Origin of the sequence: Nonomuraea endophytica, assembly GCF_014203235.1 — a bacterium.
GTDB classification, from domain to species: domain Bacteria; phylum Actinomycetota; class Actinomycetes; order Streptosporangiales; family Streptosporangiaceae; genus Nonomuraea; species Nonomuraea endophytica.
Map to the genome: position 1 here is coordinate 15,439 of NZ_JACHIN010000033.1, position 16,531 is coordinate 31,969.

14 protein-coding genes are annotated in these 16,531 nt (G+C 67.7%); 11 read left to right on the plus strand and 3 right to left on the minus strand.

Going from position 1 to position 16,531, the window contains the following annotated elements; genetic code table 11:
- Positions 1 to 73: 73 nt before the first annotated feature.
- Positions 74 to 1,711, minus strand: a complete 1,638-nt coding sequence (locus tag HNR40_RS52880; protein ID WP_184976440.1) for a peptide ABC transporter substrate-binding protein — start codon at positions 1,709 to 1,711, stop codon at positions 74 to 76.
- A 463-nt stretch (positions 1,712 to 2,174) separates the two neighbouring features.
- Here HNR40_RS52880 and HNR40_RS52885 point away from each other — a divergent pair, with 463 nt between their 5' ends.
- From HNR40_RS52885 to HNR40_RS52905, 5 genes are all read left to right on the plus strand, one after another.
- Positions 2,175 to 3,092 carry an ABC transporter permease gene (locus HNR40_RS52885; RefSeq protein ID WP_184976442.1) on the plus strand — a complete coding sequence of 306 codons (918 nt, stop codon included), beginning with the start codon at positions 2,175 to 2,177 and terminating at the stop codon, positions 3,090 to 3,092.
- Positions 3,085 to 3,954, plus strand: coding sequence for an ABC transporter ATP-binding protein (locus HNR40_RS52890; RefSeq protein WP_184976444.1), 870 nt, complete (start codon positions 3,085 to 3,087; stop codon positions 3,952 to 3,954). Before HNR40_RS52885 ends, HNR40_RS52890 begins: the two co-directional genes overlap by 8 nt.
- Positions 3,955 to 4,001: 47 nt before the next feature.
- Entirely contained in the window at positions 4,002 to 4,523 is a 522-nt protein-coding gene (locus tag HNR40_RS52895; protein ID WP_184976446.1) for a YbhB/YbcL family Raf kinase inhibitor-like protein, read from the plus strand.
- A 101-nt stretch (positions 4,524 to 4,624) separates the two neighbouring features.
- Positions 4,625 to 4,780 (plus strand): hypothetical protein, encoded by a 156-nt coding sequence (locus HNR40_RS52900; RefSeq protein WP_184976468.1) that lies wholly within the window; start codon positions 4,625 to 4,627, stop codon positions 4,778 to 4,780.
- Between the two features lie 401 nt (positions 4,781 to 5,181).
- On the plus strand, positions 5,182 to 5,742 hold the full coding sequence (locus HNR40_RS52905) for a dihydrofolate reductase family protein (RefSeq protein WP_184976448.1): 561 nt from the start codon (positions 5,182 to 5,184) through the stop codon (positions 5,740 to 5,742).
- 86 nt (positions 5,743 to 5,828) lie between these two features.
- Here the strand turns inward: HNR40_RS52905 and HNR40_RS52910 are convergent, their stop codons facing one another.
- The gene (locus tag HNR40_RS52910; protein WP_184976450.1) at positions 5,829 to 7,151 is read right to left on the minus strand and encodes a KamA family radical SAM protein; all 1,323 of its coding nucleotides are present in this window, start codon (positions 7,149 to 7,151) and stop codon (positions 5,829 to 5,831) included.
- Positions 7,152 to 7,324: 173 nt separating this feature from the next.
- Here HNR40_RS52910 and HNR40_RS52915 point away from each other — a divergent pair, with 173 nt between their 5' ends.
- From HNR40_RS52915 to HNR40_RS52935, 5 genes are all read left to right on the plus strand, one after another.
- Positions 7,325 to 7,882: a DUF1707 SHOCT-like domain-containing protein gene (locus HNR40_RS52915; RefSeq protein WP_312896878.1), complete on the plus strand. Its 558-nt coding sequence runs from the start codon at positions 7,325 to 7,327 to the stop codon at positions 7,880 to 7,882.
- A 42-nt stretch (positions 7,883 to 7,924) separates the two neighbouring features.
- The gene (gene plsX / locus HNR40_RS52920) at positions 7,925 to 8,944 is read left to right on the plus strand and encodes a phosphate acyltransferase PlsX (protein WP_281395910.1); all 1,020 of its coding nucleotides are present in this window, start codon (positions 7,925 to 7,927) and stop codon (positions 8,942 to 8,944) included.
- A 44-nt stretch (positions 8,945 to 8,988) separates the two neighbouring features.
- Positions 8,989 to 11,274, plus strand: coding sequence for an HAD-IC family P-type ATPase (locus HNR40_RS52925; protein WP_184976452.1), 2,286 nt, complete (start codon positions 8,989 to 8,991; stop codon positions 11,272 to 11,274).
- Entirely contained in the window at positions 11,271 to 12,998 is a 1,728-nt protein-coding gene (gene argS, locus HNR40_RS52930; RefSeq protein ID WP_184976454.1) for an arginine--tRNA ligase, read from the plus strand. Before HNR40_RS52925 ends, argS begins: the two co-directional genes overlap by 4 nt.
- A 174-nt stretch (positions 12,999 to 13,172) precedes the next feature.
- Complete coding sequence (locus HNR40_RS52935) at positions 13,173 to 14,501, plus strand: hypothetical protein (protein WP_246510907.1); 1,329 nt, start codon at positions 13,173 to 13,175, stop codon at positions 14,499 to 14,501.
- Here HNR40_RS52935 and HNR40_RS52940 read toward each other — a convergent pair.
- The gene (locus HNR40_RS52940) at positions 14,498 to 14,878 is read right to left on the minus strand and encodes a cell division protein SepF (protein ID WP_184976456.1); all 381 of its coding nucleotides are present in this window, start codon (positions 14,876 to 14,878) and stop codon (positions 14,498 to 14,500) included. The genes HNR40_RS52935 and HNR40_RS52940 overlap by 4 nt on opposite strands.
- Before the next feature lie 167 nt (positions 14,879 to 15,045).
- On the opposite strand from HNR40_RS52940, the gene HNR40_RS52945 reads away from it, so the two are divergent.
- On the plus strand, positions 15,046 to 15,810 hold the full coding sequence (locus HNR40_RS52945; protein WP_184976458.1) for a PhzF family protein: 765 nt from the start codon (positions 15,046 to 15,048) through the stop codon (positions 15,808 to 15,810).
- The last annotated feature ends 721 nt before the right edge of the window (positions 15,811 to 16,531 follow it).

The window sequence follows — 16,531 nt, forward strand, 5'->3', positions numbered from 1 at the left end:
CCGGCCCAAGTGACCGCCTCCGTGGCTGGCCCTCAAGGGGCGGGCGACAGCGCGCCCGCCCCGGGGAACAACGTCAGGCCTTCTCGACCTGGGACCACTCGACCTGGTTAAGCAGGTTGATCTTGACGTTCTTGACCTTGGTGGAGTAGCCGGAGTTGTTCCGGTAGAAGTACACCGGGATGTACGGCAGTTCCTTGTTCAGGATGTCGTCGGCCTGCTGGTAGAACTTCAGGCCTTCCTCCGGAGTCGCCGCCTGGTCGCCCTTGGCGAGCAGGTCGTCGAACTCCTTGCTGCTGTAGCCGCCGTAGTTCGAGCCCGTCTTGATGGCGCCGGTCCCGAAGATCGGGGTCAGGTAGTTCTCCGCGGACGGGTAGTCGATCGCCCAGCCCATACGGAACAGACCCGTGTACTTCTTCGCGTCCAGCTCGTCCAGGATGGCCTGGAACTTCTCGAACGGCTTCGGCGTCACCTCGACGCCGAGGTTGGCGCGGAGGTTGTTGGCGACAGCCTCGATCCACTCCTTGTGACCACCGTCGGCGTTGTAGCCGAGCTCCAGCTTCGCCGGGCCCTTGGCGGTCTCGTAGAGCTTCTTGGCCTCTGCCGGGTTGTACGCGCAGGCGGCGCAGGCGCCCTGGCGGTACCCGTCGATGGCCGGGTTGATGAAGTCGTCGGCCGGCGCGCGGGTGCCGGAGAAGACCGTCTCGGCGATGGTCTTCCTGTCGATGGCCATCGAGATGGCCTTGCGCACGTCGGCGTTCTTGAACTCGGGGTTGTACTGCAGCGGGACGCCGATGTAGCCGATGCCGGCGTCAGGCTGGTCCTGGTAGCGCTCGCCCAGGGCGGTCTTGGCGGTGGCGATCGCGGACGGCGGCAGGGAGTCGTGGATGTCCAGGTTCTCGGCCTGCAGGTCGTTGAACGAGGTCTCCGCGCTGGTGTAAAGCTTGAACTGCAGCTTGGTCCAGCCCTTGGGCTTGGGGCCCTTGTAGCCGTCGTAGACCGACAGGTCGATCGTCTGGTCGGTGCCCTTCTTGTAGGGCTTGTCCAGCTTGAACAGGCCCTGGCCGATGGGCTTCTCGCCGAACTCCTGGGTCACCTTGCCGTCAGGGCCGAAGGCGGCCTTGGGCAGCGGGTAGAAGGCGGTGTAGCCGAGGAGCGTCTTGAACTGCGAGAACGGCGCGGCGAGGGTGACCTTCAGCGTCGTGTCGTCGATCGCCTCCAGGCCCTTCATGCCCTTCGCGGTGACCGTCTTGCCCTCGCCGGGGTTGAGGTCGGCGAAGCCGTCGACACGGCCGAAGAAGTAACCGGCGGACTGCGCGTTGTCCTGGTTGGCGGCGTAGTTCCACGCGTCCACGTAGTTCTGCGCGATGACCGGCTCACCGTTGTGCCAGGTGTTGCCTGCCTTGAGCTTGATCGTCCAGACCTTCTGGTCATCGGAGGTGATCGACTCGGCAGCGGCCTCGACAGCCTTCTTGTTCTCGTCGTAGTTGACGAGCGGCTCGAACACGGCCGCGAGGGCCTCTGCACCCTCGGACTCGGTCGTGTTGGTCGGAACCAGGAGCTCCTGCGGCTCGCCCAGCTCCATGCGGACCGGCGTGTCGCTGCCGCCCGCGGCAGTGTTGCCACCTTCCGTGGCACCGCCGCCACACGCGGCAACCGCGAGGGCGAGCAGCGCGGTACCGGCGACGATCTGTGCGCCCTTAGTAACACGCATTGTGAGAACTTTCCTCCCTCTACCAGGTGGGCGTTAGCGCTGAGCTGCATTGATCCAGAGCAGCCTGACGGGGGGTCCTTGTAATCCCCCGGGTTTGGCTGACATGGTCAAACCAGCCGACGCCCTGCCAGTCGATCGCGACTATCCCTCACTACTTGCCACCAGGGAGTCTCTGGCGCGTTGCAGTTCGGTCACACGTGCGCCTATCCAACGTCACAGACATTTCCCACAAGACGCGCAAAAAGCCACCAACCACGCGTAATAGGACAGGTCAGGACGTGAACAGTTGAGTAAAAATACCCCTCCAGACGGTGTGCTGAGGCCATCCACTTGGGGCGTTGACCGGAGAACTGCTGTGCTGAGGGGGTACGGGAACCCAGCGGCCCGCAAAACCCGTCCAACAGACCGCGGCGAACTGCCGTGACAGGCACCCCACCGACCCGAATCCAATAGAGTCCATGCCATGAGCCAGCCGGAATCCGCCGTCGCGGACGCCCAGGCGGGCGGCCGAAGCGCGCAGGAGCCGCTGGCCAAGCTCGCCAAGAGATACGGGCTTCGCCGTGCCATCGCACGGCCGAGGTTCCACGTCTACCTGCGCCAGCTCTGGGAGCGGCGGCACTTCATGATGACGTACGCGACCTCGCGCAACGTCTCGAAGTACTCCAGCTCCGCACTCGGCCAGCTGTGGCAGGTGCTGACGCCCCTGCTCAACGCCGCGATCTACTTCGTCATGTTCGGCCTGATCCTCGGCGGCGCCAAGGGGATCGAGAACTACCCGGTCTTCCTGCTCACCGGGATGTTCGTCTTCACCTACACGCAACGGTCGGTGACGGCGGGGGCCAAGTCCATCTCGGGCAACCTCTCGCTCATCCGGGCGCTTCACTTCCCGCGTGCCGCGCTGCCCCTGGCCTACACGATCCAGGAGTTGCAGCAGCTGGGCATCTCGATGGGCGTGCTCCTGTTGATCGTGGTCTGGAGTGAGCCGCCCACGCTGCTCTGGCTGCTCATCCCCGTGGTGCTGGCCCTGCAGTCGCTCTTCAACGTCGGGGCCAGCCTCGTGATGGCCCGCGTCGGCTCGAACATGCGCGACATGAACCAGCTCCTGCCCTTCATCATGCGCACCTGGCTCTACGCCTCCGGCGTCTTCTTCTCCATCCAGGACAAGGTCGTCGACGGCGCCCACCTCCCCCAGTGGGTCGCCAACGTGATGTATCTCAACCCAGCGGCCTCCTACATCGAGGTCATGCGCGACATCCTCATGCCCCAGGACCACAACCCCCCTGCGTTCGCCATGGCGGGCTGCGTATTCTGGGCGTTGTTCGCTCTCGTTTTCGGCTTCTGGTACTTCTGGCGGGCCGAGGAGAGGTACGGGCGTGGCTGAGCTGACGGAGGAGTTGTCACAGGTGAAGGGCGAGGAGCCCGGCGTCGCCACGAGTAAGGACGTCAGGGTGTACCCCAACCCGGAGCCCACCGGTCACAAGCCTGTGGACGCCCCGACGGGCACTCCGACGGTGGTCGTCGACGACCTCCACATCGTCTACCGCGTCTACAGCGCCTCCTCCGACCACGAGAAGGGCAACGCGGTCAGCGCGCTGGTCCGCATGCTCAAGCGCCAGGGCCGGCCGCAGATGAAGGAGGTGCACGCCGTCAAGGGCGTCTCCTTCGTGGCCTACCACGGCGACGCCATCGGCATCGTGGGCCGCAACGGCTCCGGCAAGTCCACGCTGCTGCGTGCCATCGCCGGCCTGCTGCCGCCGCACGCGGGCGCCGTCTACACCGACGGCCAGCCGTCGCTGCTGGGCGTCAACGCCGCGCTGATGCGCGAGCTCACCGGCGAGCGCAACATCGTCCTCGGCTGTTACGCCATGGGCATGACCCCGGCCGAGGTCAAGGAGAAGTACCAGGAGATCGTCGACTTCTCCGGCATCGATGACTTCGTCCAGCTGCCGATGTCCACCTACTCCTCCGGCATGGGCGCCCGCCTGCGCTTCGCCATCTCCAGCGCGAAGACCCACGACGTACTCCTCATCGACGAGGCCCTGGCGACCGGCGACCGCGAGTTCCGCAAGAAGAGCCAGGAGCGCATCAAGCAGATCCGCGAGTCGGCCGGAACCGTCTTCCTCGTCTCCCACGACCACAAGGTCATCGAGGAGACCTGCAACCGGGTCATCTGGCTCCACAAGGGCAAGATCAAGATGGACGGCGATCCCAAGGAAGTCATGACGGCCTACAACAAGGGCTGATCTCCGATAAAGATGGGAGCGTACGAACCCGTCCTCCGGAGGTAGACATGTCCGCGCGGCCACCGATCCCCTACGACTTCCTGCCCGAGGTCCCCGCCCTCACCGTAGAGAGCGACGACGTACACGACGGCGAACGTCTGGCCGAGGCCCACGTGTTCGACGACTGGGGCATGACCGGTGGCAACAAGTCCCCCCACCTGCGCTGGTCCGGAGCCCCGGAAGGCACTCTCAGCTACGCCGTGACGTGCTACGACCCCGACGCCCCCACGGGCAGCGGTTTCTGGCACTGGCTGCTGTTCGACATCCCCGCCGACGTCACCGAGCTCCCGGCGGGCGCGGGCGCCGCGGACACGAAAGCGGGCGTGCACGCCCGCAACGACTTCGGCACCAAGGCGTACGGCGGCGCCGCCCCGCCCCCCGGCTTCCCCCACCGCTACCTGTTCGCCGTGCACGCCCTGAGCGTGGAGTCCCTGGGCCTGGACCCGGACACCCCGGCGGCGGTCGTGGGCTTCAACATCACCGCCAACACGCTGGCCCGCGGCTATCTCGCACCTGTGTACGAAACCTGAGCGCCACCGACCCCAAATCGCTGACGCGCCCCCACAAGTTCCGATAGGATTCGAACGTTAATTCGATCCCCTGAGGACACGTGATGGAATGGGGGCGCGCGATGCGAGAGCTGTCGACCGCGATAGACCACCTGGCCATCGAGGACCCTTCCGAGATACCCCGGGCCCAGCTGGCCGAGCAACTCATCGAACTCCACTGGCAGATGGCCCGCCTGCAGGCCCAGATAGCCCGCCGCACCGCCGTACGCGTCTTCTGACCCCCATACGGGAGCCGCAGCCCTTCCGCCACGCAGGGCCACGCCCGCCCTCATGCCATGGGAACGTCCCGGGTCCCACCCCCGGCGCCTCACCGGGGGCATCCCGGTTCTCCTCGGCGGCCAGCGGTCCAGCCGCCCAACGGAGCGGCGAGCCGTACAGACACATATCTCCGAAGCCCGTCCCCGGCGCCCAGACGGGCGCACAAGGCCCACGCCCCTGCCTGGCGGCCCCGGGGCGTCTCCGGAGCCGCCGAGGGCTTGGGCGGCTTTCCGGGGCCGTGCACGGCTGTCTGGCGGCCGGGACAGCCCATCAGCGCAGGTTAGGAATGTCTTAAACGTTCCGTAAGGGGTGCCCGACAAGCTGAAGCCAGTTGAAGGACACCCCGGAAGGACACAGGAACATGCGCAAGCTCAAGCTCCAGCTCCAGATCACCGCCGACGGCTACATGGGCGGCCCGAACGGCGAGATGGACTGGATCTCCACCCCGTGGAGCGACGACCTCAGCACTTACGTCAGCGCCATCACCGAGGGCGTCGACACGATCCTGCTGGGCCGCAAGCTCGCCGAGGGCTTCATCCCGCACTGGGCCGCGGAGCCCGAGGGCGAGGACAAGGAGTCGGCCGCCTGGATGACGAACACGCCCAAGGTCGTGATCTCCAAGACCCTCACCGACTCTCCCTGGGACAACACCACGGTGGAAGCCGACGTCGTCGAGGCCGTCCGGCGCCTCAAGTCCGCCGAAGGCGGCGACATCATCACCTACGGCGGCGCGGAGCTGGTGGCGAGCCTGCTGGCCGGCGGCCTCATCGACGAGCTCAACCTCCTGGTCGAGCCGGCCGCGATCGGCAGGGGCCTGCCGGTCTTCCCCGACCTCGGCACGCCCCAGCAGCTGCGGCTGGTGTCGGCCACGCCGTTCGAGTGCGGCATCACCGCCCTGCGCTACGAGCCGAAGCCCGTCTGAACGGCGATGGGCGTACGAGGACAAGAAGGAGCCCCCAGACGGCCCGTCACCACCGGGTCACGGGCTGGGGGCTCGGTTTGAACCGCTCAGGCGGACAGCCTGGCGGTGGCGACGCCGGTCTCGAAAGGGAACCTGTCGGCGAAGGCCGGGCGCAGGTCCGTCAACCAGACGGCCTGCGGGTCGTACTGAGCGAAGAACGGCCGGCCGACGAGCGAAGGGTCGCGTGCCTGGATGAGGTGAAGCACGAAAACCTTCTGGCCGGCGATCTCGGTGACACCGTCCACACACACCTTGCCGGGCGTGGCCGACATCGAAGGCCCGCGCACCGTGCGGCAGAGCCCTGAGACGGAGGCATATGCCTCACGGAAGACCTCGTACGCGTCGGCCAGCGGAACCGCGAAGTAGTCCTGTGGTCCCGTGTCACGCTCGACGAACATGTAGTACGGGATCATCCCCATACGCAGCTGCCGCTTCCACATACCTGACCAGATGGCCGGATCGTCGTTGATCGACCGGATCAGCGGAGCCTGCGTCCTGATGGTCGCCCCCGTGCCGAGGATCCGCTCCACTGCGGATTCCACCAGCGGCGAGTCCAGCTCGCGCAGGTGCGAGAAGTGAGCCATGAAGGCGAGGTTCTTCCCGGCCGCGACGACCTGCTCGAACAGGCGGAGCGTGTCGTCGGCGTCCGGGTCGGTGGTGAATCGCTGTGGCCAGTAGGCCAGCGACTTGGTGCCGATTCTGATGGATTCGAGCTGCTCTACCTCCAGCAGCGGCTCGATGTAGCGCTTGAGCACCGACTCACCCATGATCATGGGGTCGCCGCCGGTGAGCAGGACGCTGGTGACCTCGGGGTGCTGGCGCACGTACGCCACCAGCTGGTCGATGTCGTCGGAGGCGAACTTGAGGTCCGCGTCGCCGACGAACTGGGCCCAGCGGAAGCAGTACGTGCAGTACGCGTGACAGGTCTGCCCCTGTTTGGGGAAGAAGAGCACGGTCTCCGGATATTTGTGCTGCATGCCGGGCACCGGCTCCCTGCCGATGCGCGGGACGTTGAGCTCCATCTGTCCCGCGGGATGCGGGTTGAGCTGCGCGCGTACCTTGTTGGCTTCCGCGTTCAGCTCGGCGGTCGGCGCTTCGGCCTTGAGAAGGTCGGCGAGCCTGGCCACGTCGGCCGCGGGCAGCATGTCTGCCAGCGGGAAGACGAGGCGGTATATCGGGTCGTCGGGCGCTGCCGACCAATCTATGAGTTCATCCACGACGTAGGCGTTGGTCCGAAAGGGCAGCACCGTCGCAACGGCGCGCACCTTCAGACGTTCCTCCTCGCTGAGCCCCGCACGCAGCAACAGCTCGTCGAGGTGCTTGGACGTGTACGCCCGGAAGCGTCGCGTTCCTGCCTGGTTCAAGATCACTAGGCCTTTCCCATCTTTTTTGTTCGATCGGATGTAAACCTCTCGACCCAGTCGTGCGTCTAGGGTTCTTATACCCGGACGCGTGCGAAGCCACTTCTGGTTCCGCTGGGACCCAAGATTCTCCTGAGGATTGCCTATCGCGACATATCGCGAGAGGGCATACACTGCAGTTTGTGACCGACGATCCCGTCCTGCGTGCCTCAGATGCCGACCGCGACCGAGTCGCCGCGGTGCTGAGCGAGGCTCTGGCTACCGGACGACTCACCACAGTCGAGCACGCGGACCGGCTGGATGTCACATATTCCGCCAAAACGGTCGGCGAACTCATCCCCCTGACCCGTGACCTGCCGGACGTCACCGGCACCTCCACCCCCGTCGTGGTCGAGCGTCAGAACATCAATTCCACCTTCAGCAAGATCATCAGGAAGGGCCGCTGGGTCGCCTCCCGCCACACCCGGCTGAACGCCAACTTCGCGGCGCTGATCGTGGACCTGTCCGACGCGGTCCTGCCCGGCCGCGAGATCACCCTGCAGATCGCCGCCCGCTTCAGCAAGGTCATCGTCCGGGTGCCCGACAACGCCAGGGTGGTCGACGAGGGCGGCTCGGCGTTCGGCAAGCGCAACGTCTCCGGCGGTGTCGAGGGCGACGGACCCCTCATCCGGGTCACAGGCACATCCGCGTTTTCCAAGGTCATCGTGACGCGCGGGGTCTCAGACTGGAACCTGGCGTAACGGCGGTCGCCCCACCTGCCTACGATGCGTGTGGGGTGAGAGTTGTCCGACATTAAGCCGATCGCACTGGACGCCATGGGCGGCGACCACGCGCCGCACGAGATCATCGGCGGCGCGGTCCACGCCGTGCGCGAGCGCGGCCTGTCCGTGGTGCTCGTCGGCCCGCCCCGCGTGCTCTACGAGAGCCTCGCCGACCACGGCGCCACCAAGGAGATCCCGATCGTGCGGGCCGAAGAGGCCCTCGCGATGGACGAGGGCGCGCTGGCGAGCCTGCGCCGCCCCCGCTCCAGCATCGCGATCGCCTGTCATCTGGTACGGCAGGGCAACGCCAGCGCGGTCGTGTCAGCCGGATCGACCGCCGGAATCGTGGCCACCGGCCGCCTCCGGCTCAAAGGCCAGCAGGGCGTGCTGCGCCCGGCCATCGCCGTGGCCCTGCCCACCCGCCCCAACCCCGCCCTCCTCCTGGACGCCGGCGCGAACGCCGAGGTCAAACCGGAGATGCTGCTCCAGTTCGCACACCTGGGCGCCGCCTACGCCGAGACCGCCTACGGCATCGGCAAACCCCGCGTCGCCCTGCTCACCATCGGCAGCGAGGCGGAGAAGGGCAACAAACTGGTCCGCCGCGCCCACGAACTCCTCCTCGCCTCCCCCTCTCTCCACTTCGTCGGCAACGTCGAGGGCTACGACCTGCTCACCGGCGCCGCGGACGTGATCGTCACCGACGGCTTCACCGGCAACGTGGCGCTCAAGACCATCGAGGGCTCGGTCCGCTACGCCTTCGGCGAGCTCAGGCACGCCATCGGCGACAGCCGCATGGCCAAGTTGGGCGCCATCCTGCAACGCTCCACGCTGCGCGAGCTGAACCGCCGTCTCGACGCGGAGGCCTACGGCGGCGCCGTACTCCTCGGCCTGAACGGCACCGTCGTCATCGCGCACGGATCGTCGAAGGCGGCCGGCGTCAGCGCCGCCTGCCAGCTCGCCGCCGACCTGGCCCGGGGCGGCATCGTCACCCGGGTCGGCGAGCGCGTCGCCACCACCCACCGCACCCATCGTCTGTGGTGACCCCGTAGTGTTTTGCCCGGTGATCCACAACATCGGGGGGTTGTGTGGACGGGCTGACTTCCGCTCAGGTGGCCGTCGCGCCACGTAACGACGCACCGCGGCGCTCCAGCCGCTCGCTGTGGGCCATCGTCAGGGCCAACGTGTTCACGCTGTTCAACCTGGTGATCGCGATCCTCTGGGCGCTGATCATGATCTTCGGGGAGTGGCAGAACGGCCTGTTCGGCCTGGTCATCGTCTTCAACGCGCTCATCGGCATCGTCCAGGAGCTGCGCGCCAAGGCCACCCTCGACAAGCTGGCCGTGGTCAACGAGGCGCCGGTACGCGTCCGCCGCGACGGCAGGGACCAGGAGATCGAGCCGCGCGCGGTCGTCCAGGGCGACCTCATCCTGATCGGCCCCGGCGACCGGCTGCTGGTCGACGGCGAGGTCGTGGCCTCCGACGGGATGGAGATCGACGAGTCGCTGCTCACCGGCGAGGCGGACGCCGTACACAAGCAGCCGGGCGACGAGGTGCTGTCCGGCAGCTTCGCGGTCGCGGGCAGCGGCGCGTTCGTCGCCACCAAGGTCGGCGCCGAGGCCTACGCCGCCAAGCTCACCGAGGAGGCCAGCAAGTTCGGCCTGGCCCACTCCGAGCTGCGCGACGGCATCACCAAGTTCATCAGGTACATCACCTACCTGGTCATCCCCATCGGCGCGCTGCTGATCTGGAGCCAGGTACGCAACGAGGCCGACTTCGGCACCGCCATCACCGGCGCGGTCGCCGGCATCGTCACCATGATCCCCGAGGGCCTGGTGCTGATGACCTCGATCGCCTTCGCCGTCGGTGTGGTACGGCTCGGCCAGCGCAACACCCTGGTCCAGGAGCTGCCCGCCATCGAGGGCCTGGCCCGCGTGGACGTGCTCTGCGTCGACAAGACCGGCACCCTCACCGCCGGCGGCATGGACCTCGACGAGGTGCTCCCGCTGCGCGGCGGCGAACCGGTCGACGACGCCCTCGCCGCCCTGGCCAACGTCGACCCCCGGCCCAACCCGACCGCGCAGGCCATCAAGGAACGTTTCCCGTCGATGCCGTCGGGGTGGGCGGCCACCGAGTCGGTGCCGTTCTCCTCGGCCAGGAAGTGGAGCGGCGCCGACTTCGCCGAGCACGGCCCGTGGGTGCTCGGGGCACCCGACATCCTTCTCGAACCGGGCAGCGAGGGCTTCGAGGGGGCCGCCGAACTGGCCGCGACCGGGGCAAGGGTTCTGGCGCTGTGCCGTACCTCGTCGCTGGACGGCGAGGGCACCGCGGAGCCCGTCGCGCTCATCACGCTCAAGCAGCGCATCCGGCCCGACGCCAAGGAGACGCTGGCCTACTTCGCCCGGCAGAACGTCACCGTCAAGGTCATCTCCGGCGACAACCCCGAGGCCGTCTCGGCCATCGCCGTCGGGCTCGACATCCCCGGCGGCGAGCGCGCCGTGGACGCCCGCACGCTCCCCGAGAACGATCCGGAAAAGCTCGCCGACATCCTGGAGAAGAACACCGTCTTCGGGCGGGTCACACCGGTGCAGAAGCGGCAGTTCGTCGGGGCGCTGCAGTCGCGCGGGCACACGGTCGCGATGACCGGCGACGGCGTCAACGACGTGCTCGCGCTCAAGGACGCCGACCTCGGCATCGCCATGGGCGCGGGCAGCCCGGCCACCAAGGCGGTGGCTCAGGTGGTGCTCCTGGACAACCGGTTCGCGACGCTGCCGCACGTCGTCGCCGAGGGGCGGCGGGTGCTGGCCAACATCGAGCGGGTCTCGAACCTGTTCCTCACCAAGACCTTCTACGCCATCGTGCTGTCGCTGCTGGTGGGGGTCCTCGGGCTGATGTTCCCGTTCGAGCCGAGGCACTCGACGCTGGTCAACGCGCTGACGATCGGCATTCCGGCGTTCTTCCTGGCGCTGGCGCCGAGCAACGAACGGTCGCGGCCCGGGTTCGTGCCCCGGGTGCTGCGCTTCGCCGTACCGGCTGGGGTGATCTGCGCGGCGGCGGTGTTCTTCTCGTTCTGGGCGGCGCACTCCGGGACGTCCACGCTCATCCAGGACCGCACCACCGCGGTGATCACGCTCTTCCTCACGACCTGGTGGGTGCTGGTCCTGGTCGCGCGGCCGCTGCTGTGGTGGAAGATCGCGCTGATCGCGGCCATGGCCGTGCTGTTCGCCGTGTCCTTCGCCCTGCCGCTGACCAGGTGGTTCTTCGCGCTCGCGCCCTCCGACGTGAGCAACGACCTGCTCGCGCTCGGAGTGTCCGTGGTGGCCGCCGTCGCCATCAGTATCGCGGTCAAGGTCACCGGTACCCTTAAGACATGACCGACCCGCAGCTAGTGCTCACCGAGCGCGTCCAGCAGGCGCTGGCCAACGCGTTCGGCGCCGAGTACGCCGACGCAGACCCGCTGATCAGGCCCTCCCAGTTCGCCGACTTCCAGGCGAACGTCGCGATGAGCCTGGGCAAGCGACTGCGACGGGCGCCGCGGGAGGTCGCCGAGGCCATCAGCGCGCAGATGTCGGACTTCCCCGGCACGGTGGAGGTGTCCGGCCCCGGGTTCCTCAACATCACGCTCGACACCTCGTGGATCGCCGATGAGGCCGGGCGCATGCTCGCCGACCCGCGCGCGGGCGTCGGCCAGAGCACGCCGCCGCAGCGCATCGTGATCGACTACTCCGCGCCCAACGCGGCCAAGGAGATGCACGTCGGCCACCTGCGCACCACCATCGTGGGCGACGCCATGGCCCGCACGCTGGAGCATCTCGGCCACACCGTCATCCGGCAAAACCACCTGGGCGACTGGGGCACGCCGTTCGGCATGCTCATCGAGCATCTGCTCGACATCGGCGAGGACGCCGCCGTCGCGCAGCTCGAAGCCGGCGCGAGCACCGAGTATTACCAGGCCGCCCGCGCCAAGTTCGAGAGCGACGAGACGTTCAAGACCCGCTCGCGGATCCGGGTGACCACGCTGCAGTCCGGCGACCCCGAGACCATGCGGCTCTGGCACGTCTTCATGGACGCGACCATCCGCTACTTCAACAAGCTCTACGACATGCTCGGCGTCACGCTCACCGACGCCGACATCGCCGGCGAGAGCATGTACAACCCCATGCTCGAAAAGACCTGTGACGACCTTCAGGCGATGGGCGTCGCGGTCGTCAGCGAGGGCGCCCTCTGCCTGTTCCCGCCCGGCTTCGTCGGTTCCGACGACAAGCCGCTGCCGCTCATCATCAGGAAGAGCGACGGCGGCTACGGCTACGCCTCCACCGACATGGCCGCCATCCGCTACCGGGTCGACGACCTCAAGGCCGACCGGATCCTTTACGTCGTCGGCGCCGACCAGGCACTCCACTTCCGGATGGTGTTCGCCGCCGCCGAGCAGGCCGGCTGGCTGCCCGACACCGTCTCCGCCGAACACATCCAGATCGGGATGATGCTCGGCAAGGACGGCAAGCGGTTCAAGACCCGTTCCGGCTCGTCGGTCAAGCTGATGGACCTGCTGCACGAAGCGGTGGACCGGGCGACCGCCGCCATCGACGACCGCGGCTACGACGAGGTCACCAAGGCCGAGATCGCCCACGCCGTCGGCATGGGCGCGGTGAAGTACTCCGACCTGTCGGTCAGCCACGACAGCGAGTACGTCTTCGACTTCGACCGCATGCTGGGCTTCACCGGCAACACCGGCCCCTACATGCAATATGCCACCGCCCGGATCCGGTCGATCTTCCGCAAGGGCGAAGTCGAGGCCGCCGCGGTGACCGGCCCGATCACGCTGGGCGAGGAGGCCGAGCGCGCGCTCGGCCTTCACCTGCTGTCGTTCGGCAGCGTCGTCGAGCAGGTGGGCATCCTGATCGAGCCCCATCGCCTGTGCGCGTACCTCTTCGAGACCGCGAGCCTGTTCAGCACCTTCTACGAGCAGTGCCCCGTTCTCAAGGAAGGCGTCGACGCCGAGACCCGCGCGTCCAGGCTGGCCCTGTGCGCGCTGACCCTGCGCGTCATCGAAACCGGACTCGACCTCCTGGGCGTCCCGGTACCCGACCGTATGTAAGACATGTCGTGCTAACGTGCGCGTCTGCTTCGTCCAGGCTTGCAAGTGTTTCTGGCTCTCTTCGGACGAGCTACCGCGCCCCACGGTGGGCGCGCCTCCATCTGGTTGGCGCGCCCCCCGGCTAGGCTTTACGCGGTCATGAATGTGAGGCCGATATTTGGGGGAGTTTCCGCCTTGAGCACGGATCTGACCGCAAGCCCCCCAGCTGCGACTGAGCTTCACCGCTACGCTGAGGCCCTGCTGGCGCACCTGGCCGCCAACGGCTCCGCGCCGCCTCAGACACACGAACTCCACGACGTGCCCGGCTACTGGCTGCCGCCCGCCGTGGAAGCGCTGGTCACCATCCTGTCCGGCGACGATCCGATCGAACCCCTCACCAGAGCCGCCGGCCGCGACCAGCAGAAGACCGCACTGTTCCTCTGCCTCGCACTCGCCGTCGCCGGTCATGGCGGCCGCATCCACGCCTCCTGGCTCGGCACCGCCTTCGGCGAGCTGTCCACCGAGCGGCCCGTCACGCATGGGCAGCGTGGGTTGTGGCTGGCCGCCGCCCGTGGCGCGTACGGCCCGGCCGGCAAGATCTTCGTGCTCCGGAAGCTGGACGCGCTGGCCGTACAGGAAGAAGCAGACCCGCGCGCCTGGGTGCAGGCGCTCGCGCCCGGCGAGCCGTCGGTGGTCGTGCCCGAGTCGCTCGTGGACTTTCCGGAAATGGCGGAGATCCCGGAGCTTGCCCGCCCCGCGCAGGCCGCCGCCCGCCTCGCCCGGCTACGCGCCCGCTGCGCCGAGATCACCTCGGCCAAACAGGCCGACCAGGAAGCCTCCACCCCGCTCACGAACAGCGCCGGCAGCCCCGCCACCACCTGGGCGGAGGACGAGCCGATCGCGGTGCTGCGCACACTGATCGGCCTCGGCGGCCCCGAAGGGCCCATGGGATCGCTGACCGCGCATCTACTGGACGACCTGCGCCCCGGCGCCGATCCGCACCTCGCGGCGATCGCCCTGCACGTGGCCGCGCCGATCCTGCGCTCGTTCGCCGACGAGTTGGAATCCGACACCCAGCTGGTGCCGCCCGAGACCGTCACCGTGTCGCTCCTGGGGCACCGCATCGTGCTCCACCCGGAAGGGCCGGACCAGGAATCGTTCGAACTGGCCGAACGGGAGATCGTGGCGACGGGCGTCATCCCGCGCCGACCGCCGATCGCGGCCTACGCGCTGCTCGCCCTCGGCGTGGGCGCCGTGGTCGCCTTCGTGGTTCATGGCCTGTTCGCAGTGCTGGGCGTGGCCATGCTCGGCCTGGGTGGCTGGCTACTTCGCAAACGCCACCAGGCCAACGAAGCGGATAGTCGTTACGTCACCGCTCAACTCAGCGAGCTTCGCGAACTCGCCGACGGCGCGGTGTGGGCTCTCCACGCCTACGCCCGCGAGGCCGAAGCCCGCGCCAAACAGGCAGCGGAGGACTCAACCGATGTCAACCGGTTGATCCGCCGCGGCCCTCGCGCCGCCTAGGTGGTCTCGATCTCCACGTGCGCCGGCGCGAGCAGGAAGACACGGTCGGCGATGCGCTCGATCCGCCCTTCACACCCATAGGCAAGTCCCGCGGCGAAGTCGACCATCCGGGTCGCCTCGGGCATCGGCATGCCGGTGACGTCCATGATGACCGTCTGCCCCTCGCGGAAGTGCTGACCGATCATCGGCGCGTCGTTGTACTTCAACGGCTGCACCATCACAATGCGTGACGACTCGGAGGTGGACCTCCACCGCTTCGCCGCCCTCTCGGACGCCGGCATGTACTCGTCTTCGTACTGCTCTTCTTCGTAGGCCTCGTCGTAAGGATCGACGCCGCCCAGGCCAAGGTAGCTCACCACCTTGCGCACTGCCCCCATCGGTATGTCCTTTCCTCAGGAACTCACCGTAATCGGCACGTCCCCACACATTGGACGGTAACCGACGATTCCTCGTTCGCCATGCGACACGCCCAGCACTTATTCCATTTTGTACGGCTAGCACCCTGGTTGCAGCTGGATTACAAGCGGCCTATAGCATCCAAACCATGCGTGTCTACACCGTGGACGCCTTCACCGATGTGGCGTTCAGGGGTAATCCAGCCGCGGTCTGCCTCTTGGAGTCCTCCGCGCCCGCGGCCTGGATGCAGGCGGTAGCGGCCGAGATCGGCCTGTCGGAGACGGCATTCCTGCTGGACAATTCACTGCGCTGGTTCACCCCCGCTGTCGAGGTCTCCCTCTGCGGGCACGCCACCCTCGCCACGGCCCACGTCCTGTTTTCGACCGGCGCCGCGAGCGGCCAACTCCAATTCGAGACCGCCAGCGGAATCCTGTCTGTGAATCGCACCACAGATGGCATGATCACAATGGACTTTCCCGCCAAGGAAGTGACGCCCACCACTCCTCCGGACGGCCTGGCAAAAGCGCTCGGCGTCGTCCCGGTGCAGGTCAGCACCGCAAAAGACGACCTGCTGGTGGAGCTGGAATCCGAAGAACAAGTCCGCACCCTATCCCCGGACATCACCGCCTTGTCACACCTGGAGGCACGTGCGGTAATCGTCACGGCCCGCGGCGTTTCCACGGACTTCGTATCCCGCTTCTTCGCCCCGAAGGGCGGCGTCCCCGAGGACCCGGTAACCGGCTCCGCCCACTGCGCCCTGGCCCCCTACTGGGCCCCAAGACTGTCCCGCACCACCATGACAGCCGCCCAACTATCGAAGAGAGGCGGCCGCATCCACGTCACCCTCCGCGGCCCCCGAGTAGACCTAGCCGGCCACGCCATCACCATCACCTCCGGCCACCTCCACATCTAACCCCCACCTAACACCCCACCGTCACACGTCCCCCCGCTGCCGCGCCACGCCCCTCCACGACCCCACGGCCGCGCGTTACCCGTCCGCTGTCCCATCGCTGCCCGTCGCGCGTCCGCACTCACGCGGGTTCCCGCCGTCCGCTGTCCCACCGTTGCGCGCCTTGCGTTCACACCCACGCGGGTTCACACCACGCCCTCGGGTTCAAAGCCACACCGGCCTCCGGAACAAGCGACGGGAGGCACACTCCTAGAGCGCGTGCCAGAGGGAGATGTCATCCGGGGCACGCGAGGACAGCCTGGGGAGCCACCGTACGCATTGCGCCGCTCACGCCGCCCGGATCCTCGCCGCACCGCCGCGACAAGCGGTGTGGACGGCTGCCGTGCGCGTTGCGCCGGTCACGTCTGCGGGGGTTCTCGCCGCACCGGCGCCAGACAAGCGTGGTGTGCGCGGTCAAGCGTGGGTGTGTGCGCCGGAAGGCGGAGCACCCCGCCTGAGCCGCCGTATGGGCCGCCGTGCGCGTTGCGCCGTTCACGCCCACACGGGTCCTCGCCGCACCGGCGCGACAAGCGTGGGTGGGACGGGCGAGGAGCTTAGCTCGGGGCGGTGATGGAAGCGGAGTCTGGGGGAACGCGAAAAAGGGGTCCGACCAGTCGGTCGGACCCCTTCTCCATGAAATATTGTGCGGCGGTGACCTACTCTCCCACACCCTCCCGAGTGCAGT